29 protein-coding genes are annotated in these 26106 nt (G+C 58.1%); 10 read left to right on the top strand and 19 right to left on the bottom strand.

Annotated elements, in window-relative coordinates:
• Window positions 1–332: 332 nt before the first annotated feature.
• The 3 genes from GSF27_RS15790 to GSF27_RS15780 form a co-directional block, all read right to left on the bottom strand.
• Window positions 333–515 carry a hypothetical protein gene (locus GSF27_RS15790; RefSeq protein ID WP_160970903.1) on the bottom strand — a complete coding sequence of 61 codons (183 nt, stop codon included), beginning with the start codon at window positions 513–515 and terminating at the stop codon, window positions 333–335.
• A 73-nt stretch (window positions 516–588) separates the two neighbouring features.
• Window positions 589–759: a hypothetical protein gene (locus tag GSF27_RS15785; protein WP_160970901.1), complete on the bottom strand. Its 171-nt coding sequence runs from the start codon at window positions 757–759 to the stop codon at window positions 589–591.
• 356 nt (window positions 760–1115) lie between these two features.
• Window positions 1116–1298 (bottom strand): hypothetical protein, encoded by a 183-nt coding sequence (locus tag GSF27_RS15780; protein ID WP_160970899.1) that lies wholly within the window; start codon window positions 1296–1298, stop codon window positions 1116–1118.
• A gap of 307 nt (window positions 1299–1605) precedes the next feature.
• Here GSF27_RS15780 and GSF27_RS15775 point away from each other — a divergent pair, with 307 nt between their 5' ends.
• The gene (locus GSF27_RS15775; protein WP_160970897.1) at window positions 1606–2862 is read left to right on the top strand and encodes a hypothetical protein; all 1257 of its coding nucleotides are present in this window, start codon (window positions 1606–1608) and stop codon (window positions 2860–2862) included.
• A gap of 203 nt (window positions 2863–3065) precedes the next feature.
• Here GSF27_RS15775 and amrA read toward each other — a convergent pair whose 3' ends face one another.
• Window positions 3066–3659 carry an AmmeMemoRadiSam system protein A gene (gene amrA, locus GSF27_RS15770; RefSeq protein ID WP_202410497.1) on the bottom strand — a complete coding sequence of 198 codons (594 nt, stop codon included), beginning with the start codon at window positions 3657–3659 and terminating at the stop codon, window positions 3066–3068.
• A 9-nt stretch (window positions 3660–3668) separates the two neighbouring features.
• Window positions 3669–4463 (bottom strand): AmmeMemoRadiSam system protein B, encoded by a 795-nt coding sequence (gene amrB / locus GSF27_RS15765; protein ID WP_160970895.1) that lies wholly within the window; start codon window positions 4461–4463, stop codon window positions 3669–3671.
• 108 nt (window positions 4464–4571) lie between these two features.
• Here amrB and amrS point away from each other — a divergent pair, with 108 nt between their 5' ends.
• Entirely contained in the window at window positions 4572–5669 is a 1098-nt protein-coding gene (gene amrS / locus GSF27_RS15760; RefSeq protein ID WP_160970893.1) for an AmmeMemoRadiSam system radical SAM enzyme, read from the top strand.
• A gap of 233 nt (window positions 5670–5902) precedes the next feature.
• Window positions 5903–6904 (top strand): type I glyceraldehyde-3-phosphate dehydrogenase, encoded by a 1002-nt coding sequence (gap, locus tag GSF27_RS15755; protein ID WP_160970891.1) that lies wholly within the window; start codon window positions 5903–5905, stop codon window positions 6902–6904.
• Between the two features lie 66 nt (window positions 6905–6970).
• Here the strand turns inward: gap and minE are convergent, their stop codons facing one another.
• The 3 genes from minE to minC form a co-directional block, all read right to left on the bottom strand.
• Window positions 6971–7225: a cell division topological specificity factor MinE gene (gene minE, locus GSF27_RS15750; RefSeq protein ID WP_160970889.1), complete on the bottom strand. Its 255-nt coding sequence runs from the start codon at window positions 7223–7225 to the stop codon at window positions 6971–6973.
• The gene (gene minD, locus GSF27_RS15745) at window positions 7225–8037 is read right to left on the bottom strand and encodes a septum site-determining protein MinD (protein WP_160970887.1); all 813 of its coding nucleotides are present in this window, start codon (window positions 8035–8037) and stop codon (window positions 7225–7227) included. Before minD ends, minE begins: the two co-directional genes overlap by 1 nt.
• 83 nt (window positions 8038–8120) lie before the next feature.
• Window positions 8121–8894 (bottom strand): septum site-determining protein MinC, encoded by a 774-nt coding sequence (minC, locus tag GSF27_RS15740; protein ID WP_160970885.1) that lies wholly within the window; start codon window positions 8892–8894, stop codon window positions 8121–8123.
• A gap of 394 nt (window positions 8895–9288) precedes the next feature.
• Between minC and GSF27_RS15735 the strand changes: the two genes are divergently transcribed.
• Together GSF27_RS15735 and GSF27_RS15730 are read left to right on the top strand one after the other, a co-directional pair.
• Window positions 9289–10143 (top strand): SDR family oxidoreductase, encoded by an 855-nt coding sequence (locus GSF27_RS15735; RefSeq protein ID WP_160970883.1) that lies wholly within the window; start codon window positions 9289–9291, stop codon window positions 10141–10143.
• Window positions 10144–10192: 49 nt separating this feature from the next.
• Window positions 10193–10603, top strand: a complete 411-nt coding sequence (locus GSF27_RS15730) for a GFA family protein (RefSeq protein ID WP_160970881.1) — start codon at window positions 10193–10195, stop codon at window positions 10601–10603.
• 7 nt (window positions 10604–10610) lie between these two features.
• On the opposite strand, the gene GSF27_RS15725 is transcribed toward GSF27_RS15730, so the two are convergent.
• Window positions 10611–11267, bottom strand: coding sequence for an alpha-ketoglutarate-dependent dioxygenase AlkB (locus GSF27_RS15725; protein WP_202410496.1), 657 nt, complete (start codon window positions 11265–11267; stop codon window positions 10611–10613).
• Between the two features lie 11 nt (window positions 11268–11278).
• Complete coding sequence (locus tag GSF27_RS15720; RefSeq protein WP_160970879.1) at window positions 11279–11497, bottom strand: Nif11-like leader peptide family natural product precursor; 219 nt, start codon at window positions 11495–11497, stop codon at window positions 11279–11281.
• Between the two features lie 377 nt (window positions 11498–11874).
• On the opposite strand from GSF27_RS15720, the gene GSF27_RS15715 reads away from it, so the two are divergent.
• On the top strand, window positions 11875–12192 hold the full coding sequence (locus GSF27_RS15715) for a DUF6156 family protein (protein ID WP_202410495.1): 318 nt from the start codon (window positions 11875–11877) through the stop codon (window positions 12190–12192).
• A 28-nt stretch (window positions 12193–12220) separates the two neighbouring features.
• On the opposite strand, the gene GSF27_RS15710 is transcribed toward GSF27_RS15715, so the two are convergent.
• Window positions 12221–12775, bottom strand: coding sequence for a flavodoxin (locus GSF27_RS15710; protein ID WP_160970877.1), 555 nt, complete (start codon window positions 12773–12775; stop codon window positions 12221–12223).
• Between the two features lie 254 nt (window positions 12776–13029).
• Between GSF27_RS15710 and GSF27_RS15705 the strand changes: the two genes are divergently transcribed.
• Complete coding sequence (locus tag GSF27_RS15705; RefSeq protein ID WP_202410494.1) at window positions 13030–13413, top strand: DUF4377 domain-containing protein; 384 nt, start codon at window positions 13030–13032, stop codon at window positions 13411–13413.
• Window positions 13414–13423: 10 nt separating this feature from the next.
• Here the strand turns inward: GSF27_RS15705 and GSF27_RS15700 are convergent, their stop codons facing one another.
• The 5 genes from GSF27_RS15700 to GSF27_RS15680 all read right to left on the bottom strand — a co-directional run bounded on the left by GSF27_RS15700 (window position 13424) and on the right by GSF27_RS15680 (window position 17706).
• Window positions 13424–13900, bottom strand: a complete 477-nt coding sequence (locus GSF27_RS15700) for a nuclear transport factor 2 family protein (protein WP_160970875.1) — start codon at window positions 13898–13900, stop codon at window positions 13424–13426.
• 78 nt (window positions 13901–13978) lie between these two features.
• Entirely contained in the window at window positions 13979–14419 is a 441-nt protein-coding gene (gene cynS / locus GSF27_RS15695; protein ID WP_160970873.1) for a cyanase, read from the bottom strand.
• 60 nt (window positions 14420–14479) lie between these two features.
• Window positions 14480–15388 carry an ABC transporter ATP-binding protein gene (locus GSF27_RS15690; RefSeq protein ID WP_160970871.1) on the bottom strand — a complete coding sequence of 303 codons (909 nt, stop codon included), beginning with the start codon at window positions 15386–15388 and terminating at the stop codon, window positions 14480–14482.
• Window positions 15389–15391: 3 nt separating this feature from the next.
• Complete coding sequence (ntrB, locus tag GSF27_RS15685; RefSeq protein WP_160970869.1) at window positions 15392–16219, bottom strand: nitrate ABC transporter permease; 828 nt, start codon at window positions 16217–16219, stop codon at window positions 15392–15394.
• A 2-nt stretch (window positions 16220–16221) separates the two neighbouring features.
• Window positions 16222–17706, bottom strand: a complete 1485-nt coding sequence (locus GSF27_RS15680) for a CmpA/NrtA family ABC transporter substrate-binding protein (RefSeq protein WP_160970867.1) — start codon at window positions 17704–17706, stop codon at window positions 16222–16224.
• 357 nt (window positions 17707–18063) lie between these two features.
• On the opposite strand from GSF27_RS15680, the gene GSF27_RS15675 reads away from it, so the two are divergent.
• Window positions 18064–19965, top strand: a complete 1902-nt coding sequence (locus GSF27_RS15675) for a sigma-54-dependent Fis family transcriptional regulator (RefSeq protein ID WP_160970865.1) — start codon at window positions 18064–18066, stop codon at window positions 19963–19965.
• Here GSF27_RS15675 and GSF27_RS15670 read toward each other — a convergent pair.
• Complete coding sequence (locus GSF27_RS15670) at window positions 19956–20651, bottom strand: methyltransferase domain-containing protein (protein WP_202410493.1); 696 nt, start codon at window positions 20649–20651, stop codon at window positions 19956–19958. The two genes, GSF27_RS15675 and GSF27_RS15670, sit on opposite strands and share 10 nt — an antisense overlap.
• Window positions 20652–20955: 304 nt before the next feature.
• Window positions 20956–21504 (bottom strand): cupin domain-containing protein, encoded by a 549-nt coding sequence (locus GSF27_RS18035; RefSeq protein ID WP_160970863.1) that lies wholly within the window; start codon window positions 21502–21504, stop codon window positions 20956–20958.
• A gap of 109 nt (window positions 21505–21613) precedes the next feature.
• On the opposite strand from GSF27_RS18035, the gene GSF27_RS15660 reads away from it, so the two are divergent.
• Window positions 21614–22909 (top strand): FAD-binding oxidoreductase, encoded by a 1296-nt coding sequence (locus GSF27_RS15660; protein WP_160970861.1) that lies wholly within the window; start codon window positions 21614–21616, stop codon window positions 22907–22909.
• Window positions 22910–22981: 72 nt separating this feature from the next.
• Here the strand turns inward: GSF27_RS15660 and GSF27_RS15655 are convergent, their stop codons facing one another.
• Window positions 22982–24478 (bottom strand): aldehyde dehydrogenase, encoded by a 1497-nt coding sequence (locus GSF27_RS15655; protein ID WP_160970859.1) that lies wholly within the window; start codon window positions 24476–24478, stop codon window positions 22982–22984.
• A 233-nt stretch (window positions 24479–24711) separates the two neighbouring features.
• Here GSF27_RS15655 and GSF27_RS15650 point away from each other — a divergent pair, with 233 nt between their 5' ends.
• Window positions 24712–26022: an aspartate aminotransferase family protein gene (locus GSF27_RS15650; protein ID WP_160970857.1), complete on the top strand. Its 1311-nt coding sequence runs from the start codon at window positions 24712–24714 to the stop codon at window positions 26020–26022.
• The last annotated feature ends 84 nt before the right edge of the window (window positions 26023–26106 follow it).

Here is a 26106-nt window from a genome sequence, read left to right as displayed (position 1 = left end):
TGTCCGAAGCAGCCCCGGGGAAAGGCAGTCGATGTATCACACAACGCCGGAGAAACTACTTTCCATTACGTCGCATCATCCAGGCGACTGCCATAATACAACCGATTCCCAGAACCAACAGGCTGCCGTCACCAAATGGCAACGGCTCGACGGCGTCCGCGCGCGCCGGTAATGCCAACACGGAGATTATCAAACCCCAGCATCCGCGAGCTGTTAACGCCTTGACCATCACACACATATGACACCACGCCACTGAATTATGCCCTGCCGGTAACAGCTGATACGCCATCGGACGTAAGCCCCCTGCCTTCACCATCGATCAACCCGCCAATTTACTTTTTCTTGCTGCGCAGCAGCCAGACAACACCGACCACGCAAGCCGCACCCACAGCAAACAGCGCACCATCACCAAAGGGAAGGCTGCGGGGAGGAAGAGTGGAGCCAGCGAACGACTGGACAGCAAAGAGAGACAGAACAGCCAGCGTTGACACTTGTGATTGTATGCGTTTCATCATTTTTATCTCCCAGGATTAAATCCGGATCAGAAATATTTTTTTGCCAAACGATCGGGATGGCCCATGCATCAGATCACTTCTTGCTGCGCATCAGCCAGACCACGCCCAGCACACAAGCTGCTACAAAGCCAGCCAGGGAGCCATCGCCCAGCGGCAAAGGCCGCAATGCGTCGCTGGCATAAGACGTGGACGAGAGCATCGCGCCCCACACCAACATTGGCAACCATCGGTTTATCTGCTTCATCAGCCGTGACCCTCCGGCACGTTTTAACAACACAGAACGGCAACAATAAAGAAAGTGGAAAATTTGGAAGTCTATTTTCCCTTTCCCCGAACCAGCCACACCACACCGATTACGCAAGCGGCAGCAAGTGCAACCAGAGCTCCATCTCCGAAGGGTAATGATTGGGGTGGTGTACCCGGGAATCCCGCCAGGGAATGCATGGAAACAAAAGAGATCAGTGCTGCCAGCGACAGCCTGGAAATAACATGATTCAACATTATCGGTTTCTCCTCAGTCTCGCTGAAAAGATCAGACACCCGCACGGCACCGACAGCCTGAGCAGCGAGATATAAACTCCAGGCTGTCGGCAAGTCGGTCTATTTCTTCCTGCTAGCCAGCCACACCAGCGCGACACCACAGGCGGCAGCCGCGGCAACCAAAGCGCCATCGCCAAAAGGCAGCGCCCGCACACCATCCGGCTGCTCCTGTGCAAACGCCTGCGCGGCGGTTATGGCCGAAAAACCTAGAAATAATGCCTGATGTTTAATATGTTTCAGCATATGAGGATCCTCCTTGGATTCCTGTTCAACTTTAAAACTCGAACACAGCTGCCACTATCCGGGTGCAAGCCACCAGGCCCGAAGGCCACCCTGAAAAAAGGGGCTTCAGAGTGAAGGCATAATTGATGCCAGACCGGAAACTCACCTAATAAACAATATGTTACAAAATTGAGACTATTGAACACCGACAGATCTGTATAAAAAATCGACACAAAACAGATAGGCCCGGGCGTGATGATCCAGAACCAGAGTGATCATCAGCCGGGATCGTTGCTCCGACACTACGCTGCTCCCGGGATAATCGCGTGTGATTAGAAAATACGGCCTGAACACTTCTATTCTTGTCTTCATGATGACGCTTATCGGCAGCAGCGCGCTGGCCGACTCCGACCCGGGCACAGCTGGCGGAAAATCCCCGCCGGAGAACTTGCGACAAGCCGGTTACGCTGCCGCACAGCTCCTTCGCAACCAGACGGAAGCCGGCCTGTTTCCTTACGATTTCGATTTCAGTAACGGCCAGTCGACGAGCATGGATGACATCTCCGGCGTAAACCTGGTGCGACAGAGCTGTGCGCTTTTCGCTTTGGCGGTCTATCTGGAGCACACCCGGGATCCCTCTACAGAGAAAGCCATAGTCAGGTTCCTGCAGATGGCCGCCAGTCATTCTGTTCCGATCAGCAAGGGCTATTTACAACGCACTCTCGAAACCATCGGTCTCTACAATCGCTGGCAGCTGTGGCGTCCGCTCAGGGAACCGTTGTACAAATCCGGCCTGCTGTTCTCAACGGAAGGTCCCGGAAAACTTGTCACAGCCCACCAGGATTACGAGCGCGCGTTGCCGGGGGCAACCGCACTCACCCTGGTTGCCGCCCTGAAATACCGGAACATGACCGGGGACGAGCGGTTTGATGCCGACATCCGCCACTGGAAAGATGGACTGCGGGCCTTGATGGTTGATGGCCGTGGAGTCAGGGAGGCGCCTCACTACCTGTCTGAATCACCCTATGTGAATGGACAAACGTGGCTGGCATTCGCCGAATATCAGGCAGCCTTTCCGGGAGACCCCGACATGGACACCACTTTACCGGACCTCGAAGACTACCTGCTCCAAAGCCACCAGGAGCGCCCTGACAAGCTGTTCTACTCCTGGGGAATGATGGGCTTGAAGGTGCGCCTGGACAGCACCAGTGACAAACGTTACTACGACTTTGCCGTGGCCATGTCCGAATGGCTGTTTGCAGAAGAGAGAAATCTTGCGCACTCCGGCACCAACAGCTGCGCCACGATTGAAGGCATCGCCACCTTTGCCAACATCATGACCGACCGCAAACACGAACCACAAACCCTGACACACACCGCCATTGACTATTTGGCCAGGGAAATGGCCTTTAATCGACAGCTGCAAATTGATGAGCAGTTTGCAGAATCAGAGGACGAAATGAACACCTACGCTGATGAGGCAACCAGACATCAGGGTGCGTTTATCCTGTCCAGGGAACAGCCCCTGATGCAGGTAGACCTGACCGCACACTGCCTCAATGCCCTGCTGTTAACGGATCTTTGACATCCCTGCAGGAAGATCGGCACTACCGGAATCTCAACCGGCCCCTGCAATCAGTTTGGCACATCCACAGGGATTACCCAGCCCCAAAGCCGGCACAACAGATTATTGGCGTCAGTTTTCGCGAATTGGATTTAAACGAGAGAGAAAACAGATTTCACGGGGGTATAAAAGAAGGGCAACACGGCGGCAATGAACAACCTTGCTCAGAAATATTGCACCTGAAAGATTTTGCCACACAGTTCCGGCGGCTCCAGGTCTTCCGGCAGGTGGGCCTTCTGTTTCAGCTGACGAATAAACTCCCCCGGTTGCGGCAGGTTGTCCCACACCTGGGGCAGAAACACGGCGCGACGGCCATGGGACTCCAGTATCAAACCGTCCACCCCCGGGCGCAGCAATCCCTCCAATTCCTGGCAGGAGCGAAAGCTCACCGCTTCCGCCTCTCCCAGTACCGACACACTGATCTCCACATCAGCAAACTCTGACGGCAGCAGTTGTGGGAAACGCGGATCGTGTAACGCGGCGCTAACCGCATTACTGCGGATATCCTCTACCAGGGAGCGATGCGGCTCCAGGGTACCGATACAGCCCCGCAGCTTGCCGTGCATTTTCAGGGTGACAAAAGTAGCTGCCGGACGACGCAGGTAGTCGGGCCAGGATTTCTTGTCCACCGCCAACTCTTCGCCGGTTTTCAACACATGAGCGATGGCATCATGCGCCAGTTGCAGCAACCGCATCTGGTCGTCGCTGTTGATCTGCGGATGGCTGCGCCCGTGGGCAGTGACATCTATCATCTGCATACGCACCCCTCAATGCACCACGAAGGCACCGTAACCCACCACCCGGCGTTTATCGCCGGCGGTATCGCCGGAATTACACAGTGCCAGTGTCTGCACCGGCCGCCCCTCTTCACCCGCCAACTGCAACAGGCCATTGAGCGCACGGCAGCCACAAGCCTGCTCGGGACCAATCACCGACCAGCGCCGCTGCTCAATGGCCAGTGCCGTGCTGCCATCGAGCTGCTGGGCTGTAGCGTAATCGTGGTAGTGGCTGAGATCGGTACTGATGGCAATCAATGTATGCGGGTCGTGCCAGTATGGACGCAGCAACTCCGCCACCTCTTCAGGACTGGCATCACCTACCAGCAGAGGCAACAACTGCGCATGGGGGTAGAGAGTCTGGATAAAAGGCACCTGAACTTCCAGGCTGTGCTCCTCCGCGTGGGCCAGGGCCGACTCCACAACGAACGGCAACTCCTGCAACTGGCGTGCACCACGCTGGTCCAGGGCCACAGCCCCCAGAGGCGTCTGCCACGCAGCCGCGGGACTGGTGGCTATGCCCCTCAAGGCCACCCTGTGAGCGGGCCCCAGCAGTAACACACGTTGTATCTGATCTGCCCAGGACGAAGCGCTGGCCCAGGCAACCGCGGCGGTACTGCCGGAGTAAACGTAGCCGGCGTGAGGGGTAACAATCGCAAGGGGACGACCACGTCCTTCCGGGACAGAAGCCTGGCACAGGTATCCCTGCAGGAGCTGCGCTAACTCGCCGCTTTCCCGGGGATAGAAGAGACCGGCGACAGCGGCCGGACGGATACTGCTGTGCATGGATCGTTTTCCTCGCCGCGGTAACTAAAAATGCATCCCTGACCTTGATAGATATAGGTGCTGGCACCATAACTATCAAGTGCACAAAAAACAGACAGGTGACTGGCCGTGAGCGACTCTCCCATCCTGCGCGACAGCAACGTGGTGAACGCGCAACACTGGCACTGGCTGGCGGATGACCGCATCCAGTGCGACCTCTGCCCACGCTACTGCAAACTGCGGGAGGGGCAGCGCGGCCTCTGCTTTGTGCGCGGTCGCCTCGACAACCATATGGTGCTCACCAGCTACGGCCGCTCCAGCGGCTTCTGCATTGACCCTATAGAGAAAAAGCCCCTCAATCACTTTCTTCCCGGAACACCTGTCCTCTCATTCGGTACAGCCGGATGCAATCTCGCCTGTAAATTCTGCCAGAATTGGGACATGAGCAAATCGCGGGAGATGCACACCCTGGCCGACCAGGCCAGCCCCGCCACCCTCGCCCGGCGCGCCGATGAGATGGGCTGTCGCAGCGTGGCCTTTACCTACAACGACCCGGTGATCTTCCTCGAATACGCCGTAGACACCGCCAACGCCTGCCACGAAAGTGATATCCGCTCAGTGGCGGTCACCGCCGGCTATATTTGCCCGGAACCGGCGTCGAAGTTCTTCCCCTATATGGACGCAGCCAATGTTGACCTGAAGGCCTTCAGCGAGCGCTTCTACCACCAGCTCACCGGCAGCGAACTGGGGCCGGTGCTGGAAACCCTGCAATATATCCGCCATGAGACCAATACCTGGCTGGAAATTACCACCCTGCTGATTCCCGGCGAAAACGACTCGCAGGCGGAACTGGAAGCCCTGAGCCAATGGGTGTGCGAGGAGCTGGGACCGGAGGTGCCACTGCACTTCTCCGCCTTCCACCCCGACTACAAGATGACCCACATCGGCCACACCCCGCAGGAAACCCTCAGTCGCGCCCGCCGGATCGCCATGCAGGCGGGCCTGCACTATGTCTACACCGGCAATGTGCATGACAAGGACGGCGACACCACCAACTGTCATCACTGCGGTACACCGCTGATCGTGCGCGACTGGTATCAGTTGCAGGAATGGCACCTGGACGCCAACGGCGCTTGCCCCCATTGCGGCACATCGTGCGCCGGTGTTTTTGAGGCAGAGCCGGGACGCTGGGGCGCCCGCCGGGTACCGGTGCGCATGGTGCCCTAAGACGACCCTGGCACCAGCCTGCACATCAGGGCAAGGTAATTGCATGATTGATCGCACCCGTTACCTGAGCAGCTTTTTGCAACATCGACAGCGTAAAGTTGGCGCACAATGATCTGACGCAACCCTCTCCAGCCCTGTTTTCCATTAGGCTGTGGCTTTGGCTGTCACCACACTGACTGCTGCACACGGAAGATCACCATCCCTGACCTGTCATCATTCACAAAGGAGTGCGTATGAAACGTCTGGCAATTAATGGCTATGGGCGCATTGGTCGCGATATTTTGCGGGCACTGTATGAAAGCAAGCTCTATCCGCACCTGAAAATTGTCGCCATCAACGATCTGGCTCCGGCCGAGGTAAGCCAGCACCTGACCAAGTACGACAGCACCCACGGCATTTTCGCCGCCGACGTGGAACTGGAAGGGGACGAGCTGATTGTGAATGGCGACCGGATCAAGCTGATCTCGGAAGCCGATCCCGCCGCCCTGCCCTGGAAGGAGTTACAGATTGACCTGGTGCTGGAGTGCAGCGGCAAATTCAAGAAGCGCGAGCTACTGCAGCCGCAACTGGACGCAGGCGCGGCAAGAGTGCTGGTGGCCTACCCGGTGGGCGATGCGGATAACATGGTGGTCTATGGCGTGAACCATGACAGCTTGCAGGCGGATCAACGCATTGTTTCCAACGCCTCCTGTACCACCAACTGCCTGGCTCCCATGGCCAAAGTCCTGCACGAGGGAATTGGCATTGAGCAGGGCTATATGACCACCATCCACGCCTACACCAACGACCAGAACCTGATCGACAAACTGCACAAGGATCTCTACCGCTCGCGCTCGGCGCCGCAATCCATGATCCCCACTAAAACCGGGGCGGCGGGTGCGGTAGGCAAGGTGCTGCCGCAGCTGGCGGGCAAACTGGATGGGCTGGCAGTGCGTGTGCCCACCGCCAACGTGTCACTGGTGGACCTGGTGCTTATTCCCGCACGCGCCACCAGCGCCGACGAGGTCAACCAGCTGATGCAGGATGCCGTCACCCGCCTGCCTGCCGGTGTAGTGGCATGGAACGACAAACCGCTGGTCTCCATCGACTTCAACCACAACCCTACCTCGTGCATCTTTGACGCGAGCCAGACACGGGTGGAAGACAAACTGGTGAAAGTGATGGCCTGGTATGACAACGAGTGGGGCTACTCAAACCGCATGCTCGATATTGCCAACCTGATGGTGAAACTCTGACGGGGGTGATGACAGGAAGTTGTCACTGCCGGCCCGGGGTGCGGCCGGCAGTCAAGCCTGATTGCCCTAGCGGGCTTCGGGCAGGACGATATTGAGTTCCAGCACGGAGCAGTCATCGTTCTGCTCCAGTTGAACATCTATCTGGTCCTGTTCGATTTCGACGTATTTGCGGATCACTTCCAGCAGTTCCCGCTGCAGCTTAGGCAGGTAATCGGGCTGATTACGCTGCTTGCGCTCGTGCGCCACGATGATCTGCAGGCGCTCCTTGGCTACGGCCGCCGAATCCTGTTTGTTACTGCGGAAATAGTCAAAGATGCTCATCACTTCCTCCCGAACAATCGCTGAAACAATCCCTTGTGTTCCACTTCAACAAAGCGGTGGTCACGCTCTTCACCCAGCAGTCGGGCAACGGCGTCATCGTAGGCCTGGCCGGCTTTGGATTCCTTATCGTGAATCACCGGCACCCCCTGGTTGGAGGCCTTGAGCACGGATTCGGACTCCGGAATTACCGCCAGCAGTTTGGTGGCCAGAATCTCTTCCACATCGGTGACCCCCAGCATTTCACCTTTCGCCACCCGCTCCGGGTTGTAACGGGTAATCAGCAGGCACTCTTCCACGCGCTCGCCCTTCTCGGCGCGACGGGATTTGCTCTGCAGGATACCCAGGATACGGTCGGAGTCGCGTACGGAAGAGACTTCCGGGTTAGCAACCACGATCGCCATATCCGCGAAGTAGAGTGCCATAAATGCACCGTGTTCAATACCGGCGGGCGAATCACAGATGATGTATTCAAAACCATCGTCAGCCAGCTCATTGAGAACCCGCTCCACACCTTCGCTGCTGAGGGCATCCTTGTCCCGGGTCTGGGAGGCCGGCAGGATAAACAGGTTGTCCACCCGCTTATCCTTGATCAGCGCCTGCTTCAGGGTCGCTTCGTTATTAATGACGTTAACGAAGTCATACACCACGCGCCGCTCGCAGTTCATGATGATATCCAGGTTGCGCAGACCGATATCAAAATCGATAACCGCGGTCTTGTGCCCTCGCAAGGCAAGCCCGCTGCTGATGGCTGCGCTGGTTGTGGTTTTACCGACGCCACCTTTACCCGATGTAACAACAATGATCTTGGCCAAGATTACAGTCCTTTTTCTGTATCAGTGCTGCCCTGTGGCAGTCCTGTGAGGTTGAGTGAACACCACGGCTAAGAGACAGACGCTCAAGCCAGTGGCTCAACGGTAAGTTTTTGGTCACTGAGGCAAATCTGCACCGGCTGCTTCCACAGCTTGCCACGCAGATCATCCGACAGCTGGAAATCTCCGGCAATGGAAATCAGTTCCGCCTCAAGACTCTGGCAAAAAATTCTGGCGCCGGTATCACCGCGAACACCGGCCAATGCGCGACCACGCAGCGGCCCGTAGACATGTATATTGCCGTCAGCCAGCACTTCAGCGCCGGCAGATACCGATGACAACACGATCAGGTCGCCTCCGGCGGCGTATACCTGCTGCCCGGAACGAATGGGCGTGGTAATCACGCGATTGCCGCCACCGCCGGGCACTGGCGCAGAGGGCTCGTCTTCGGCAGCGGGCGCGGCCGGCTCCGGGACATCTTCGGCAGGCGACGGTTCGGGCTCAGCCTTCGCTGCCCGGCTGCGCCCCTCCGGCATCAGTGCCAGGCCCTGCTGCAGCGCCTGCTGTTGCAACTCCTCGCTGCCACCCCGCAGCACCACCGGCACCAGCCCCTGGGTGCGACACAACTCTACCAGTTCCGCCAGGCTCATATCGCCCCGGGCGTCTGCATCAAAACTGAGGATGACCGGTGTCTGCTGGAAAAACGCCGGCGCTTCGGCCACTTTGAGTTGCAGTTCGCGCTCGAAGCTCTGCCTGTCCAGGCCCTGCACTTCCAGCAGGGTGAGGGGGAACAAGCCGGCCTTCAGGCGAAAGCTGGATGGCGGCTGGCTTTCCAGCATGCTGTTTTCGACGGTGCTCATACAATCAGCGGTCACTTTTTCCGGAAACAATTGGCGGAGCTGTATAGCCCTTTCCCCCGCCCAGTGCAAGCAGGCCCGGGCGCCGGCACCAATAGCGACGAATCTTTGTGCGGAGTGTTCAAAAACCGGGCAACCAAAAAAGAGAAACGCGACGATGAGTCAGTGACCGGGAGACAGCAACCCGGTTCCCTGCGAGAGCTGTCTCACTGTCGGCATGGCAGGAAAACGGGAACCATTGCTCAAAAAATCGTCGTTTGCTTTTTCTTTATTACCTACCTAATGTGCTTAGTCCATAGCGCCGGCGTGCTTGCCGGTACTGTCTGGAACAGCTTCACTACCGACAGTACCGGATTAGCCCGGGATACACCACTCACCTGACAGCACAGCAGAGTCCATGGAAGAACAGACAAGCAAAAACCTCTCCGTTATTACCGGTGGCGCCGGGGGCATGGGATTGGCCGCGGCCCGTCTTATGGGCCGTGATCACCATATTCTCATCTGCGACGTAAACCAGGCCCGGCTGGATGCCGCCCGGGAAGAGCTCATCGCCGCCGGCATTACCTGTGACGCCGAGCGCTGCGACATCACCGATCGCAAATCCGTGGAAGCGCTGGTGCAGACGGCGGCATCCTTGGGCAGGGTACGCTCGGTTATACACACTGCCGGCCTCAGCCCGCAGATGGCCGATCCCGGCACCATCTGGAAAGTGAACGCGGTGGGCACCATCAACATTAATGAGGCGTTCTACCGGCTGGCTGACGAAGGCTTCGCCATGGTTAACGTCTCATCCGTGTCGGGCCATATGCTGCCGGGCTTTCTGATCCCCAGCCGTGGTTATCGCCTCGCCCACAGTGATATCGGTCGTTTCCTGAAACGGATGCTGTTTGTCACCAACTTCTTTCCCAAAAAGGCGCGCACCGGTGTCGCCTATGCCCTGAGCAAGAATTTTGTCAGCTGGTACAGCAAGTCAATCGCCGGTCGTTTTGGCAGCAAGGGTGCCCGTGTGGTAGCCGTATCGCCGGGCAGCTTTGATACCGAGATGGGACGCCTTGAAAAAGAGACCGGTTCCGGTGAGCTGGTGAATTACTCCGCCCTGAAACGTTTCGGCAAGCCGGAGGAGGTGGCGGAACTGCTGGCCTTTTGTGCCAGCGATAAAGCGGGTTACCTGACCGGTGTCGACATTCCCTGTGACGGTGGCGTACTGGCCTGCATTACCCCAAGGGACATCCGCAATATGCAGAGCCACTAACACCGGTTTTATATCGCCATACAGGAACAATAAGGAGGGAAGTAAAACCATGAAAGGATCCTGCCTCTGCGGCACTGTGCACTTCGAAATCAGCGATGACTTTGATCACTTCTATCTGTGTCACTGCTCCTGGTGCCGCAAGGACACCGGCTCCGCTCACGCCGCCAACCTCTTTACCAAAGCGTCGAACCTGAGCTGGCTAGCAGGCCGCGAAAGCGTCAGGGATTTCAGGCTGGAGCCCACTCACCATGTGCGCAGTTTCTGCGTCAACTGCGGCTCGGCAGTGCCCAATACCAGCATGGGCGGCGATATCTGTATCGTGCCCGCAGGCAGTCTTGATGAGGACCTGCCCCTCAAGCCGGAGGCGCACCTGTTTACCGGCAGCAGGGCCAACTGGGATAACGAGCTGGAATTGATTCACCGCTTTGAGGGCTTCCCCCCGAGACCCCGGAACAGTTGATCGCTGCTCACGGCTGCTGCGGATAGACGTAGCGAAAAGTCAGGTTCACTCGCGCGTCAGAAACGGCGCTGACCGGAACACTGTGCTGCCAATGGTGCTGAAACGCCGGCTCCATCAACACCAGGCTGCCACCGGTCAGTAACACCTGGCCGCTGCGGTGATGACTATCCTTTCTCCGAAAGGCAAATTCCCGCGCGACGCCCAGCGACAGGGATGCAATCACTGGCGACTCGCCCAGCTCCCGCTCATCATCACTGTGCCAACCAACATGGTCGCCGCCATTGCGGTAGTGATTGACCAACACGGCGTTGAAAGGGTGGCCGCAGGCTTGCTCCACCTGTTGCCGCAGTGTTAACAGGAGTGGAGTCCATGGCGTGGTGGTTAGCAGGTTGTCACTGTAGCGATAGACGATACCCGCGTCCGCATGCCATGTCTGCAGGCGCGGCAACGTAAAACGCCGGCCAAAGACTTCGTAGTGATTGGCAGGCCAGGGATGGCTCGTGACAAAGCTATTGCAGTAACCGCGCTGCAGCTGTTCTTCCAGAAAATCCGGCGCCAGCCACAGGGAGGCGCAACCGGGCACCTGTTGCCAGGTGCATGGTGCAGGCGCCGTCCCGACCCGGGCCGACAGATCAGCACCTCCGGCTGCTGAAACGAAGGTCACCACCCGATGTATCAGGCGCGCAACAGAGCCTTGGCGAGGCGCTCGGAGAGCTGGTCTTCGGTGAACTGTGGCTCATTGGGCGGGTAGAGACTGTCTTCGTCAAAATCAAACCCGTGATCTTTGGCGAGGGCAAACATCTCTTTCAGTTTCTGACAGGCTTTGAGCTCCTCACCCAGCCCGGCATCCGTTTTGGCTTTCGCGGAAAACGCGGCAATTTGTGTAATGGACATAAACACTCTCTAACAATGTCTGACAAAAAAATCCTCAGCATTTCACCCGCGGTGAAACGCTGATCCAATAGTCAGAGAGCAATAGTCAGACCAGCTGCCACCGTTTTATGGCAGCAGAAAAAGCCAATAAAAATCATATGGTTGAGAACTTTTGTCAAGAAACTGACAGCGACAGTAATGACGCACTTGTCGCATCTGTGTCAGTTGTTTTTGCAGCAAACACGACAAAACTTTCTGCGCGGTCGGCAACGAAAAATGACTGACACCACGCTGTCGGCTGTGTTACAAGATGCGCCCGTCACCTTCGCTGCGGAAGAAATATCCGCAACGCCCGGAGGCCAATCAACAGCCAAGCCTGTCAGCGGGGAGCCCTGTCAATGGAAGCCATCAATCACTACCAACGTTACTATCTGAGCTACAGCGGCACCGGACTGCCGCTGCAGATGGTCAGCCCCATCAGCACCGATGAGATCGCCAATCGCAATACCTTCTTTGGTGTCTGCAATGATGATGCCGGCCGTGTAACCCTCATCCACAAACGGGTCTATGGCGAAGTGGAGCTGGAGCATCGCTACGGCTATGACGACCAGGGTCGCCTGCAGTGGGCCGAGATCCGGGCATTGGACGACGAGGCCTGCCGCCTGGTCTTCGGCAGCGAAGGCCAACTGCTGAGCCAGGAAGAGCTGACAGACTAAACCACAGCCCGGGGCAGCATCCCGGCAATCAGGCCGCCTGCTGCAGACGCTTGATCAATCGTGGCGTCACCTGATCAAGCCAGGTGGTGAGCCGCTCGCCACTCTGTGCACCCTGGGCCCGCTGATCCAGTACCAGTCCCACAAAGTGATCGTCCACCACCGCTGCTGAATGATTGAAGTGGTAGCCTGCGGTGGGCCACTCCCCCACCATCTCGGCACCAAAGCCGGCAAATGACTGGTGCAGCGGCATCAGTGAGCTGGCAAAGTTATCCGGGTATCGCTCCTGGGAACCGAGGCCGAACATGGCGATGCGCTTGCCATAGAGATTGGCATTGCCCAACTGCGCCAGAAACTCCTGCCAGTTGCGCTCGAGACAACCGGCACTGTGTCCGGGTATGGCACCCTCCCCATAGCTGGGGGCACCGAGTATGTACGCGTCGTAGCGCAAAAACTCGGCGGGGGTAATGCGATTGACGTTAAGCGGCTTGGCCACAAGGGCGTCACCCAACTGGTGATAGATTTTTCTGGCTATCACCCGGGTGGAGCCTGTCTCCGTACCGTAAAAGAGTCCTATTTTTTCCATCTGGCCTCCTTGACCTGCCTGGGTTGCATCCCTCACCGTGCATGTCACACTTGCACCGGTTTGGAACACAACAGCAACAATTTGGCTGATAAGGCACAGACGCGGATCAGAAAGCCCTGCAAAGGGATTCCGGCGTCTGCTCCTGTACAGGCTCCTGCAAGGCTCGTACCAGACATTTGTGCTATACCGTAGGCGTTGCCGGAAACAGAGGCTCCAGCCCTGTCCATTCAAGAGCTCGCAAGGGAGATGACATTATGGGACTGAACAAACTGATGCTGGCTGCGGCCGCAGCAATAACCTTATTAAGTGCCTGCGGCGGCGACACGGCAGCGCCTGAACCGGAGAAGACAATGCCGGAGAAGACCATTCCGGAGAGGACAGTGACAGACAACATCATGGAAGTGACAGTTGGCCCGGCCAGGGTGGACTGCGTTGGCGTGGGGCCCATGAAATGCCTGGTAGTGGACGGCAAGACGTTCTACCAGAAGATCGACGGCTTCACCTTCGAAGAGGGCTTCGATTACCGCCTCAAAATCCGCCAGGTACAGGTATACACAGCGGAGACAGCACCGGCCGATGCCGGCCTCTATCGCTACCAGCTGGTGGAGCTGATCAGCAAGACACCCGCCGCAGAATAGCTCCGGTCATTCAGAGACCCAGTTCGGACAGGCCGGGATGATCTTCCGGCCGCGGTCCGGCGGGCCAACGGAACAGGCGTTCGCGCTCGGTGATCGGCAGGTCATTGATGCTGGCATGTCGCTCAGCCATCAGGCCGTTTTCATCAAATTCCCAGTTTTCATTGCCGTAGGAGCGGAACCAGTTGCCATACTGGTCGCGCCACTCGTAGGCAAAGCGCACCGCAATACGCTTGTCACTGTGTGCCCATATCTCCTTGATCAGGCGATAGTCCAGCTCCCGTTCCCACTTGCGCGACAGGAACGTTACTATGTCGTCACGGCCACGGATAAACTCCGAGCGATTGCGCCAACGGGAGTCCGGCGTGTAGGCCAGCGACACCTTCAGCGGATCGCGGCCGTTCCAGGCATCTTCCGCCCTGCGCACCTTCAACACGGCATCGTCATAACTGAACGGCGGCAGCGGCGGGCGCGGAATAATCTCTGACATAGGTGCAGCTACTCCCGGCAAGTGACAGCAAAACCCCGCGTATGGTCGCTGCTGGCAACCATACGCGAGCAGCTTTTTTTACCAGCTTTTGTACGGCAGGAATTTACCGTTCAGGGTCAACAGGACACGATCACCTTTGGGGTCTTCGATCTTGTCCACCTCCATGGAAAAGTCGATCGCACTCATAATACCGTCGCCAAACTTCTCCTGGATCACCTCTTTCAGTGTGTCACCGTAAACACCCACCACCTCATAGAGACGGTAGATCAGCGGATCGGTAGGCACGGCCTGGTCCCAGACCTTGGTGGGGAACGCCTTCAACGCCGTCGCCACCTCATCCGGCAGCCCCAGGTAGCCGGCAATGGCTTCCGCTTTTTCCGCCGGGGCGCTGTTCATCCCCAGGCAGGCCGACGCCAGCCATACCGGCGACATTCCCAGGTCCTGCCCCATGGTTTCCCAGGTCAGGCCTTTTTCAACTTTGGTAGAGACGATGATGTCGGTCATCATTTGCTTGTCCATACGCCCTCCTCAGGCATCTGTTGGCATCTGCAGTCGGTAGTCTGCAGACAACCCGGTTAATCAGTGGGATGCCACCAGATCGGGCATCTCCACCATCGAATTATTGGTCTCGCCGGTGTCGGCCAGCTGGGTAGGATCAACTTCCAGCGTTTTAAAGCTGCCGCTCTCTTCCCCGCCCGAGCCAGCCAACTCACCTGATCGCTCAACCAGGAAGTTGACCAGGTAGTTGCGAATTTTGTAGTAGCCCGGGTCCTTCACCACGCTGGCACGCTGGCGCGGCCGCGGCAGGTTGATGGTCACCGACTCCGCCACCCGCGCGTGAGGACCATTGGTCATCAACAGAATGCGATCTGCCAGCAGGATGGCCTCATCCACGTCGTGGGTAATCATGAAGACGGTCTGGTGGGTTTCACCCCATATCTTGATCAGCTCATCCTGGATGACGCCGCGAGTGAGGGCATCCAGGGCACCAAAAGGCTCATCCAGCAGCAGCAACTTGGGGCTGGTGGCGAAAGCGCGGGCGATGCTGACCCGCTGGCGCATACCTCCGGAAAGTTGTGACGGCTTTTTCTCCAGTGAATGGCCGAGCCCGACCATCTCCAGGAATTTTTTGCTGTGATCGTTAACCTGCTGCTTGCTCCACTGCGGGAAGCGCGCCCTTACCCCGAAGGAGACATTCTGCAATGCCGTCAGCCAGGGCAGCAGGCTGTAGTTCTGGAACACAACACCTCGATCCAGGCTGGGGCCGGAGACCTCCCTGCCATCCATGATTACCGCACCGGCAGAAGGCGAGTCGAGCCCCGCCAGCACATTGAGGATGGTGGACTTGCCGCAGCCGGAGTGACCGATGATGCAAACGAACTCACCCTTCTCGATGCCGATATTCACATCTTCGAACACCACCAGCTCACCCTCTTTCTGCGGGTACTTGCGAGCCAGGCCTTCTACGCTGACAAAAGATTTACTCATGGGTTACTCCTCGTATTGCACCAGCTTCGCAACCGCCCCGAGAGCCAGATCAAGCAGCATGCCCACCACGCCGATCATCAGGATCGAAAAAATCACACTGTTAAGGTCGAGGTTGTTCCATTCATTCCAGACGTAGTAGCCGATACCGGTACCGCCCACCAACATTTCCGCTGCCACAATCACCAGCCAGGCGATACCGATGGAGATGCGCATACCGGTAAGGATGGTGGGAGCTGCCGCCGGCAGGATCACCTGAAAGGCTGTTTTCAGCGCACCCAGCTCGTGCGTCTGCGCCACCTTGATCCAGTCCTTGCGCACATTGGCCACACCAAACGCGGTGTTGATCAACATGGGCCAGATGGAACAGATAAAGATGACGAAGATGGCCGACTGCTCTGAATCCTTGATGATAAACAGTGCCAGAGGCATCCACGCCAGTGGTGAGATCGGCCGCAAAACCTGGATAAACGGATTCAACGCCTTGTACATCAGCGGCGACATGCCGATGACAAAGCCCAGCGGGATCGCAATCAGCGCCGCCAGGAAATAGCCGGTCAAGACGCGGTAAAGCGAATAGGCCAACTGGATACCGATGCCCTTGTCGTTGGGGCCTGCGTCATAGAACGGGTTGCTCAGCTCATCCCAGGCGTGACCGAGAACCTGCGAGGGTGGCGGCACCCTCGCCTCCTGGTCGGCACCGCCCATGAGCAGCTCAAACTCCGACAACTCCCCTGAGGCTTCCGGCGGCTGGTTGAAGGCCTCCCACAGGCCCAGCAACACCACCAGGAAAACCAGTGAAGTCAGCGCTGCTCTCAGGTTCAGTGACTGCACGCTTATCCCCTCTTGATGGCGAAGCTGTTGATGTACTCTTCCGGCTTGGTGTAATCGAACACCTTGCCCATGATGGTGTAGTTTTCATAGGTGGTGGCCGGCGGCTCATAGCCCAGCCCCTTCATCACCTCAGCCGTTTCCGACGCCACATAAACCTGCTCGGCAATCGCCTTGTAGTCGATGTCCCCCTGCACGTAACCCCAACGCTTCATCTGGGTGAGGATCCACACCGCCATGGAGTGCCACGGGAATGGGTCGAAGTCGATACGATCCGGCACATCCAGTACTTTCGCTTCAAGACCATCCACATAGCGACCGGTCAGCACCTGGCGCACGACGATTTCAGGCTGGTTGAGGTAATTTTTCGGCGAGATGGCCTTGGCAATCTCGTCGCGATTCTCCGGTTTGGCAGAGAAGTGCGTGGCATCGACGATGGCCTTGAACAGAGCCGCGTAAGTGTTGGGCAACTCGGTGGCAAACTTCTGGCTGCAGGCGAAAGCGCAGCAGGGGTGGCCCTGCCAGATGTCCTTGGTGAGCATATGAATAAAGCCCACCTTCTCGTACACCGCGCGCTGGTTGAACGGGTCGGGGGACAGATAACCATCGAGGTTGCCGGCACGCAGGTTGGCCACCATTTCCGGCGGTGGCACCACGCGGATCTGGATATCCTGGTCCGGATCAATGCCGTGCTCCGCCACGTAATAGCGCAACAGGAAATTGTGCATGGAGTAGTCGAACGGCACACCGAACTTGAAGCCCTTCCACTGTTTGGGGTCGCGCTTATTCTTGTGCTTGTTGTGCAACACAATGGCCTGGCCGTTGATGTTTTCCACCGCGGGCATGATATACGGAGTCGCAGTGGAGCCCGCCCCCATGCTCATGGCCAGCGGCATGGGCGTCAGCATATGGGAAGCGTCGTACTCGCCGTTTAATGACTTGTCCCGCGCTACCGCCCAGCCGGCGGTTTTGATGACATCCACGTCCAGTCCATATTTGGCATAGAAGCCCATGGGCTGCGCCATGATGATAGGCGTGGCACAGGTGATCGGCACAAAGCCCACTTTCAGTTTGGATTTCTCCAGCGGCCCCATGGACTCCTTCACTGCCGCCTTAACCTTATCCATCGGGATCATGGTGCCCAGTACCGACGCCAGGGTGCCGCCCCCCACCAGCTTGATGAAATTGCGGCGGGAGGCATCGTTATGGCCAAAGATGCCCCGCACGATGGCGCTTTCGATAGCACGATCCATCATATCTTCGCTGCTGTCGAACTGCGGCGCGGCGTCTCCGGCAGTATGAGAATGGGAGTGTGCGGAAGCGGCAGCGCTGCTGCTCTCCGCCTGCTGCTCCAGCAACTGGGTCCGCTCTCTGTCGCTGAGCCCGCCCGGGGTCAGTGTCTCGGCTTTACAGACCTTGCAGTCGCAGCCAACGGTGTGGGTGAGTTTCGTGGTGTGATCAAAAGGGTTGCCCAAACTTTTTGAAGCCATGTTCGCCTGTCCTCTGTGAACGGATTTTTCTGGTCCCGGTTAAGCAAAACCTGATTGCGCACCAGCCTGCCTGCTTGTGGTGCAGGCCCGGCCCCGAAAACTCCCCTGGTGCGATCTGTTTCCCGCCAGCATGTCACTGACGGCGCGTTGTCCCAGTACATAGCAACCGCAATGCCAAACCGAAATTGATTTACAACCCATTGATATTGTTGAGATTTTATTAGCCCGCAGATATTCAGCAGGTAACGATATTTCGTAATTAACGATTTTTCGTGTACTGAATTACGAAATTTCGTAAAACCGGCCTGAAACTTGTATCCCCTTAGCCGGGATATTTTCTGACTGCACAGGTTTGCCATGAACTCACACCTCTACTTCCGCCAGGCCGCCACCGCCCAGATCGTGCTGGACCCGTTGACCGATCGGATTATCTGCGCCAACCAGGAGGCCTGCCGCCTGTGGCGGCGGGACATCACCCAGCTGGAAGGCCAGCGCGCCAGCGAATTGTTTGCCCCCAACTTTCCCGGGCTGGTGGTGTTCAGCCAGGAGTTGCTGGAGAAGGGGCGCGGATGGTGCGATCACCTGCTGATTAATACCGGTGACAGCGACCTGCGACTGGAGGTGGCCGGGCGCAGCAACCGCGCCGGTGATGACTGGCACCTGTTCCTGAGCATGCAGGTTGCCGATGAGATGAACGACGAACGTCACCACTCCGCCGCCCAGCGCCACTACCTCTCGGGTATCGGCCACTGGAACCGGGTCAGCCAGGTGTTTCAGGAGTTCGAACGGGAAAACCAGTTGCTGCTGGACGCCGCCGGCGAGGGTATCTACGGCGTGGATGCTGACGGCATCACCACCTTTGTGAATCCCGCCGCGCAGCGCATTCTCGGTTACAGCGCCGAGGAACTGGCAGGGCGCAACATGCACAGCATGGTGCACTACCATCACGCCGACGGCAGTCACTACAGCGCCCACCAGTGCCCGATTTTTGCCGCCTTCAAGGATGGCACCGTGCACGAAGTGGATGACGACGTCTTCTGGCACAAGGACGGCACCCCCATCGATGTGGAGTACACCAGCACCCCCATCCGCGACAACGGCTTCATTGTCGGCGCGGTGGTTATCTTCCGCGACGTCAGCCAGAAAAAAGCGGATCGCCGCAAGCTGCTGGAAACCATGGCCGAAGTGCAGCAACTGAAGCATCGACTGGAACTGGAGAACGCTTACCTGCAAGAGGAGATCAAGGCCGAATACAACTACCGCCACATTGTCGGCCGCAGCGCCGCGGTGCAGCAGATCGTGCAGCAGATACAACTGGTGGCCCCCTCCGATGCCACGGTATTGATCCACGGCGAGTCAGGCACCGGCAAGGAGCTGATTGCCCGCGCTATCCATGACCACAGCCCGCGCTCGCACCGCTCGCTGATTCGCGTCAACTGCGCGGCCATCCCCGCCGAACTGTTTGAAAGTGAGTTTTTCGGTCACAGCAAGGGGGCTTTCACCGGTGCCCACGGCGATCGCACCGGACGCTTTGAGCTGGCCGATGGCGGCACCCTGTTTCTGGACGAGGTGGGAGAGATCCCCCTGCATTTGCAGGGTAAGTTACTGCGGGTATTACAGGAGCAGCAGTTTGAACGTGTGGGCGAGGGGCGCACCCGCCATGTGGATGTGCGTATCCTGGCGGCTACCAACAAGGACCTGAAAAGCATGGTGGAGGCGGGACAGTTTCGCGAGGACCTCTACTATCGTCTTAACGTCTTTCCCGTGGAGTCCGTACCGCTGCGCAAGCGGCTGGAAGATATTCCGCTGCTGACCCAACACTTCCTGCAGAAAGCCTGCACCCGGGCCAACAAGGCGCTGCTTAAAATTCCACTGACAGAGATGGAAAAGCTGCAGCAATACCACTGGCCGGGAAACATCCGCGAGCTGGAGAACGTCATTGAACGGCAGGTGATTCTGACCAAGGGTGGCACACTGCGCTTCGACAACCTCAACCCAGGCCACCTGCCGGTGCTGCCGGAAGCAGCACCACCCAACTGCCCTCACCAGGAGGAGGTACTGACCGAAGCGCAGCTGGTGGAGCTGGATAAAAGCAACATCCGTCGCGCGCTGGCGCTGTGCGGCGGCAAGATTTCAGGCAGCGGCGGAGCTGCAGAGTTGCTGGGCATCAAGCCCACCACACTGGCGTCGCGGGTAAAAAAATACAACCTGCAATCCAACCCGGTACAACACCTGCCGGATCACCGGGCTCACGCCTGAACTCGTCCCTGCTGCCGCGCCAACAGCAGCAGGGACGCTGGCCTCCGTGTCTGCGGGTGCAGGGGTTCCATCAGCTTCTGCAAGCTCAGGCCATGTCGCTGCAACAGCGCCAGCCAGCTCTCCAGGGTACGAAAATACCAGGGCGCCGGTGACACAAAGCCCTCCCCGCACCCCTCCCAGGAGCCCTCCCGCCAACCATCCTCATAGGGGAGATCACCACACACCTGCAGCGGATGCAGTGTCTGTATCAGCAGCCAGCCGCCAGCGGGTAACCAGCGTTGTGCCGCCGCCACGACCTGCCCTGAGGATTCGCAACCCAGCAGGGAAAAGTTGGCCACCATCATCGCGGCCGACTGCGGTGGCCCCTGCTCCAGTAACTCCTGATAGCTGAGCAGCGAGGCCTGCAGGCCGTCCAGTTGCGCCGCCCGTACCAGTGACGGCTGCCCATCGATGCCACTGGCAGCAATGTTGTGCCGCTGCAGGGCCCGCATCAACCAACCTTCGCCACAACCGATATCCAGCACGCTGGCCGGCGCGCAATCGACAATAGCCTGCAGTACCGCACTGTCCGTAACCAGCTGGCGACTGCTGATGGCGCCGGCTCTCACGGCGCCCACCCAGGCTTCGGCGTTCTGCTCCCAGCTGTGCAGGATCTCCTGCTCCAGTTGTCCGTCTGTTTTACTCACAGTTGCCGCGCCCCTCTTCCACACCCTGCAATCCCGACACTCGCCTCACCTGCGACCTCTGCAGACTGCATGAGCACATAGCCACTGCCACCGGATCAGCCCGGAGCCAGAGCAAAGACAGGGTAAATACTAACGCAAAGCAGCCCGCCACAAGCACATCTGTAACTTGTTGCGCCTACTGTCATGCACGGGATTGCCAGGCGGCAACGAGGCGGGAGGAATTGTGCAAATAGCTGGTAACGCGGCAGTTGAAAAGCGGATGGGGGCTGCCGGGCAATCGCACCCGGCAGGTCCGCGAGAGGCGTCAGAAATTGGCAGGGGTGGTGCAGGAGACCAGCTTGCACTCTTCGTCAAAGGGATTGCGAAAGCGGTGTTCCTTGCGCGAATCGAAGTAGTAGCCCTGGCCGGCTTCAACCACATAAATCTGGTCGTCTACCGTCAGCTCCAGCTTGCCGGTGACTACGTAGCCAACCTCTTCACCATCGTGCATGTACATGCCCTCGCCGGTATCGGAACCCGGTGGCATGGTTTCCACCATGAAAGACATGGCGCGATTGGGGAACGCCTGGCCAATCAACTTCCAGTCGATATCACCAACCGTCGCATCCTTGAACTCATCGGCGCTGTAAACCACCGGGGTTTCCAGCTCGGCAGAGTCTTCGGATCCAAAAAATTCCATCAGTGACATGGGGATACCGGACAGCACCTTTTTCAGCGAACTGACGCTGGGACTAACGCTGTTCTTCTCGATCATGGAAATGGTGGAATTGGTAACGCCGGCGCGCTTGGCCAGCTCACGCTGGGACAAACCAGCACTCTTTCTCACTTCTCTTAACCGATAACCGACATCCACTTCGCTTTAATCTCCCCGAAAGCCTGCACGTTGAGTTGACCCGCAACTTCGTGCATTATCCCACACAACCGATTGAAATATCAAACAACCTCGAAACTGCGGTACCCCCATGCTAAATCCCGGAACTCACAGCACGAACTACCCCGAATCTTACTACCACGCCACTCTTAACGATCGCGCCGGCTTTGATCAGTTGCAGGGCGATGTCTCCGCCCAGGTCTGCGTGATTGGTGGTGGCTTCAGTGGCGTCAACACCGCACTGGAACTGGCTGAACGGGGCTTCGACGTGGTGCTGCTTGAGGCTTACAAGATCGGCTGGGGCGCCTCCGGGCGCAATGGCGGACAAATGATTCGCGGCATAGGCCACGGCCTGGAACAGTTCCGTAACAACATCGGCCAGCAGGGCATCGACGCCATTGAACAGATGGGCTTTGAAGCGGTAGACATCGTACTCGACCGAATCAAACAGCACAGCATCGACTGCGACCTGGTTATGGGACACGCCTGCCTGGCCATGAAACCGCGGCACATGCAGGCTTTCCGCGAGGAGAAAGCGCACCTGGACAGCATTGGCTATGCCTATGACGTGCACATCATTGAACAACCGGAAATGCACACCCTGGTGGGATCGGACTGCTACCAGGGAGCACTGCTGGATATGGGCAGTGGTCACCTGCACCCATTGAATCTGGTGGTGGGCGAAGCTCGCGCCGCGCAACAGCAAGGTGTGCGTATTTTTGAAAATGCCCGGGTGGAAGAGATCGACGAGAGCAACGGCTTTACCGTTCGTACCGCCAGCGGCAGTGTGCGCGCCGAGCAACTGGTGGTATGCGCCAATGCCTATGTGCGCGGACTCGACGACGTCCTGGAGGCCACCGTCCTGCCTGCAGGCAGCTACGTCATGGCGACCGAACCACTGCCTGAAGAGGTACAAAAACGGCTTCTGCCCACCAACGCCGCCGTCGCCGATGAACGTATTGCCCTCGACTATTATCGCCTCAGCAGCGATGGCCGCATGATCTTCGGCGGACTCTGTACCTACTCAGGGCGCGATCCCAAATCCATCATCGCCGCCCTCAAGCCGAATATGGACAAGGTGTTTCCGGAGCTGCGCAACACCCGCATTGATTACCAGTGGGGAGGCCTGATCGGCATCGGCGCCAACCGCCTGCCACAGATCGGTCGCCTGCGGGAAAACCTCTATTACGCCCAGGCCTATGCCGGGCACGGACTGGCCGCCAGTCACCTGGCCGGGCGCGTGATTGCCGAGGCGATAAACGGCGACGACAGCCGTCTCTCCATCTACGAAAAAGTGAAGCACATGCGCTTCCCCGGCGGCCCGCGTTTCCGCTCACCACTGCTGGCGCTGGGCATGAGCTACCACCGTTTTATGGATCTATTCTGAAAGCGAACCTGCAACCGAACCAATAAAAAAGGGGCCGTAAGGCCCCTTTTTTACTGTCCACCAATCACCGGTTTACAACTTGAACCAGGTGGCTTTCAGTTCGCTGTACTTGTCAAAGGCGTGCAGGGATTTGTCCCGACCGTTACCGCTCTGCTTGTAGCCACCAAACGGCGCGGTCATGTCGCCGCCATCGTACTGGTTAACCCATACGGAGCCGGCGCGCAGGCCACGGGCAAAGCGGTGGGCGCGACTGAAGTTGCCGGTCCACACAGCAGCCGCCAGGCCGTAGATGCTGTCGTTGGCAATCTGCAGTGCTTCCTGCTCATCGGTAAAGCGAATCACCGACAACACCGGGCCAAAGATCTCTTCCTGGGCAATGGTTTTGTCCCGGGTTACACATTCGAACACGGTGGGTTCGATGTAGGTACCGCCGCTCACCACATCCAGTCGCTGGCCACCCACGGTAAGCTGACAGCCTTCAGCATGCGCGGTATCGATGTAACTCATCACCCGCTGCAACTGCGCTTCGTCCACAATCGCACCTACATTGGTGTTGGGGTCCAGCGGATGACCGGGACGCCACTTGGCCACGGCTTCCCGGACCTTCGCCATAAACTCGTCAGCAATACTCTCCTCCACCAGCAGGCGGGAACCGGCGGTACACACCTCACCCTGATTGAAACAGATGGCGCTGGCGGCGGCCTCTGCTGCCGCATCCAGATCAGGCGCATCGGCAAACACCACGTTGGCAGACTTGCCACCGGCCTCGGACCACACCCGCTTCATATTGCTTTCACCGGCCAGCACCATCAGGCGCTTGGCGGTACCGGTGGACCCGGTGAACACCAGCGTATCGACATCCATGTGACTGGCCAGGGCCGCGCCCACTGTGTGACCAAAACCGGGCAACACATTGAACACGCCATCAGGGATACCGGCTTCGGAAGCGAGTGCTGCCAGGCGAATGGCGGTCAGGGGAGACTTTTCCGAAGGCTTGAGAATCAGTGAGTTGCCCATCGCCAGCGCCGGCGCAAACTTCCAGGTCGCCATCAGCATGGGGAAGTTCCAGGGCACAATGGCAGCTACCACCCCAATGGCTTCGCGGGTCACCAGACCCAGCTCATCGTGAGGCGTCGGCGCCACTTCGTCATAGATTTTGTCGATGGCTTCGGCGGTCCAGCGCAGTGCCCGTAAAGTACCGCCAACATCGACCCCAAGGGCGTCGCCGATGGGCTTGCCCATATCCAGTGTCTCCAGCAGCGCCAGCTCCTCGCGATGCTGTTCGATCAGGTCGGCAAAGCGCAGCAGGATCTTCTTGCGCACCGCCGGCGCCTTATGGGCCCAGATACCGGACTCAAACGCGTCCCGGGCTACCGCCACGGCACGATCCGCGTCTGCCACATCACAGGCCGCCACCTGCGCCAGCTCCCGTCCATCTACCGGACTGAGACAAGTGAAGGTCTGGCCGTCTGCCGCATCGCTATAGCTGCCATTGATAAACGCGCGACCTTCGATTTGCAGCTGCTGGGCTTCCGCCTGCCAGTCTGCGAGAGTCTTTGCCGAACACATAGTGCCCCCGGAAATTAAAGAGTGTGAGTGAATATTGGGCTAAGACTACCTCACACCGCCCTAGTGTATCAATATCTTGAACATCAACCATTTTCCACAAACGACACTATCTAATTGATTTAAAATAACTTTTTAACATAAATACCCCTATAATCAAAAAGTCACTTGATGTTTTATTTTTTTTACATACACTGCGGGGAAGTTGTTCGATATAACACACAGAGGTGTTTTTTATGTCTGCCCCATCCTCGCTTGACGCGTTCTGGATGCCCTTTACGGCTAACCGCCAATTCAAATCCGAGCCGCGCATGCTGGTCGCAGCCAAGGATATGTACTACACCACCGCTGATAACCGTCAGATCCTCGACGGCACTGCCGGTTTGTGGTGTGTGAATGCCGGTCATGGTCGGCAGGCCATCAGTGACGCTGTCAGCCAGCAAATCAATACGCTGGACTACGCCCCCACCTTCCAGATGGGTCACCCGCTGCCATTTGAACTGGCCGAGCGCCTGGTGAAGCACACTCCGGAAGGACTGGATCGCGTCTTCTATACCAACTCCGGCTCCGAATCGGTAGAGACAGCACTGAAGATCGCTCTCGCTTACCACCGCGCTAAAGGCAACCCTTCCAAGACCCGCCTGATCGGCCGCGAGAAGGGCTATCACGGTGTTAACTTCGGCGGCATTTCCGTCGGCGGTCTGGTCAATAACCGTCGCTCCTTCGGCAACGGCCTCACCGGTACCGACCACCTGAAGCACGCCTGGCTGCCAGGCAGTGAATTCACCCGTGGCCAGCCACAGCAAGGCGCCGAACTGGCGGATGAGCTGCTGGATATGATCAACCTGCACGGCGCTGAAAATATCGCGGCCGTGATTGTCGAGCCTGTGGTTGGCTCCGGTGGCGTATGGATTCCACCGGCTGGCTACCTCAAGCGCCTGCGCGAGATTACCGCTGCCCACGACATCGTGCTGATTTTTGACGAAGTGATCACCGGTTACGGCCGTGTAGGCGAGGCCTTCGCCTCCAACCGCATGGGTGTTACTCCGGACATCATGACCACCGCCAAGGGCCTCACCAATGGTGCTATCCCCATGGGTGCCGTATTCGTGCACAACGCCATTCACGATGCCTTTATGCAGGGTCCGGAAGAGCTGATTGAGCTGTTCCACGGCTACACTTACTCCGGTCACCCGGTTGCCGCGGCTGCCGGTCTCGCCACCCTCTCCTGCTACGAAGACGACAAGCTGTTTGACAAGGCTCTGGCACTGGAAGGCTACTGGGAAGAGTCCCTGCACAGCCTGGCAGAGTTCGATGTCATTAAAGACATTCGCAACTTCGGCCTGATGGGTGCCATCGACTTCAAGTCCGGTGACAAGATCGGCCAGCGTGGCTATGACGTCTTCCAGCACTGTTTCTGGAAGAGCAATGCACTGGTGCGCTGCACTGGTGACATTATTGCCCTGTCACCACCGCTGATCCTGGAGCGCGAGCATATTGACGAGCTGATGACTGCGCTGCGCGCGGCGATCAAATCGCTCTACTGATAACTGGCACTTGCCACCAATACGCGGCCTTCGGGCCGCGTATTCGTGTAACCCTCTGCAAATGCCACTGACTTAAGGCACAGG

It is taken from the genome of Pseudomaricurvus sp. HS19 (assembly GCF_009857815.1).
In the GTDB taxonomy this organism is placed as follows: domain Bacteria; phylum Pseudomonadota; class Gammaproteobacteria; order Pseudomonadales; family Cellvibrionaceae; genus Pseudomaricurvus.
The sequence above is the reverse complement of the archived record's forward strand: the minus strand, read 5'-3'. Positions and strand labels throughout refer to the sequence as shown.

What these genes read in the sequence shown, in the direction of transcription:
- GSF27_RS15700 (WP_160970875.1), bottom strand. Translation starts at nt 13,900, where the DNA reads ATGTCAGAGATTATTCCGCGCCCGCCGCTGCCGCCGTTCAGTTATGAC.
- GSF27_RS15785 (WP_160970901.1), bottom strand. Translation starts at nt 759, where the DNA reads ATGAAGCAGATAAACCGATGGTTGCCAATGTTGGTGTGGGGCGCGATG.
- GSF27_RS15660 (WP_160970861.1), top strand. Translation starts at nt 21,614, where the DNA reads ATGCTAAATCCCGGAACTCACAGCACGAACTACCCCGAATCTTACTAC.
- amrA (WP_202410497.1), bottom strand. Translation starts at nt 3,659, where the DNA reads ATGCAGATGATAGATGTCACTGCCCACGGGCGCAGCCATCCGCAGATC.
- GSF27_RS15675 (WP_160970865.1), top strand. Translation starts at nt 18,064, where the DNA reads ATGAACTCACACCTCTACTTCCGCCAGGCCGCCACCGCCCAGATCGTG.
- GSF27_RS15730 (WP_160970881.1), top strand. Translation starts at nt 10,193, where the DNA reads ATGAAAGGATCCTGCCTCTGCGGCACTGTGCACTTCGAAATCAGCGAT.
- minE (WP_160970889.1), bottom strand. Translation starts at nt 7,225, where the DNA reads ATGAGCATCTTTGACTATTTCCGCAGTAACAAACAGGATTCGGCGGCC.
- GSF27_RS15715 (WP_202410495.1), top strand. Translation starts at nt 11,875, where the DNA reads ATGGAAGCCATCAATCACTACCAACGTTACTATCTGAGCTACAGCGGC.
- cynS (WP_160970873.1), bottom strand. Translation starts at nt 14,419, where the DNA reads ATGGACAAGCAAATGATGACCGACATCATCGTCTCTACCAAAGTTGAA.
- GSF27_RS15690 (WP_160970871.1), bottom strand. Translation starts at nt 15,388, where the DNA reads ATGAGTAAATCTTTTGTCAGCGTAGAAGGCCTGGCTCGCAAGTACCCG.
- GSF27_RS15680 (WP_160970867.1), bottom strand. Translation starts at nt 17,706, where the DNA reads ATGGCTTCAAAAAGTTTGGGCAACCCTTTTGATCACACCACGAAACTC.
- GSF27_RS15790 (WP_160970903.1), bottom strand. Translation starts at nt 515, where the DNA reads ATGATGAAACGCATACAATCACAAGTGTCAACGCTGGCTGTTCTGTCT.
- minC (WP_160970885.1), bottom strand. Translation starts at nt 8,894, where the DNA reads ATGAGCACCGTCGAAAACAGCATGCTGGAAAGCCAGCCGCCATCCAGC.
- GSF27_RS15655 (WP_160970859.1), bottom strand. Translation starts at nt 24,478, where the DNA reads ATGTGTTCGGCAAAGACTCTCGCAGACTGGCAGGCGGAAGCCCAGCAG.
- GSF27_RS15780 (WP_160970899.1), bottom strand. Translation starts at nt 1,298, where the DNA reads ATGCTGAAACATATTAAACATCAGGCATTATTTCTAGGTTTTTCGGCC.
- amrB (WP_160970895.1), bottom strand. Translation starts at nt 4,463, where the DNA reads ATGCACAGCAGTATCCGTCCGGCCGCTGTCGCCGGTCTCTTCTATCCC.
- GSF27_RS15735 (WP_160970883.1), top strand. Translation starts at nt 9,289, where the DNA reads ATGGAAGAACAGACAAGCAAAAACCTCTCCGTTATTACCGGTGGCGCC.
- gap (WP_160970891.1), top strand. Translation starts at nt 5,903, where the DNA reads ATGAAACGTCTGGCAATTAATGGCTATGGGCGCATTGGTCGCGATATT.
- GSF27_RS15720 (WP_160970879.1), bottom strand. Translation starts at nt 11,497, where the DNA reads ATGTCCATTACACAAATTGCCGCGTTTTCCGCGAAAGCCAAAACGGAT.
- GSF27_RS15710 (WP_160970877.1), bottom strand. Translation starts at nt 12,775, where the DNA reads ATGGAAAAAATAGGACTCTTTTACGGTACGGAGACAGGCTCCACCCGG.
- GSF27_RS15650 (WP_160970857.1), top strand. Translation starts at nt 24,712, where the DNA reads ATGTCTGCCCCATCCTCGCTTGACGCGTTCTGGATGCCCTTTACGGCT.
- GSF27_RS15705 (WP_202410494.1), top strand. Translation starts at nt 13,030, where the DNA reads ATGGGACTGAACAAACTGATGCTGGCTGCGGCCGCAGCAATAACCTTA.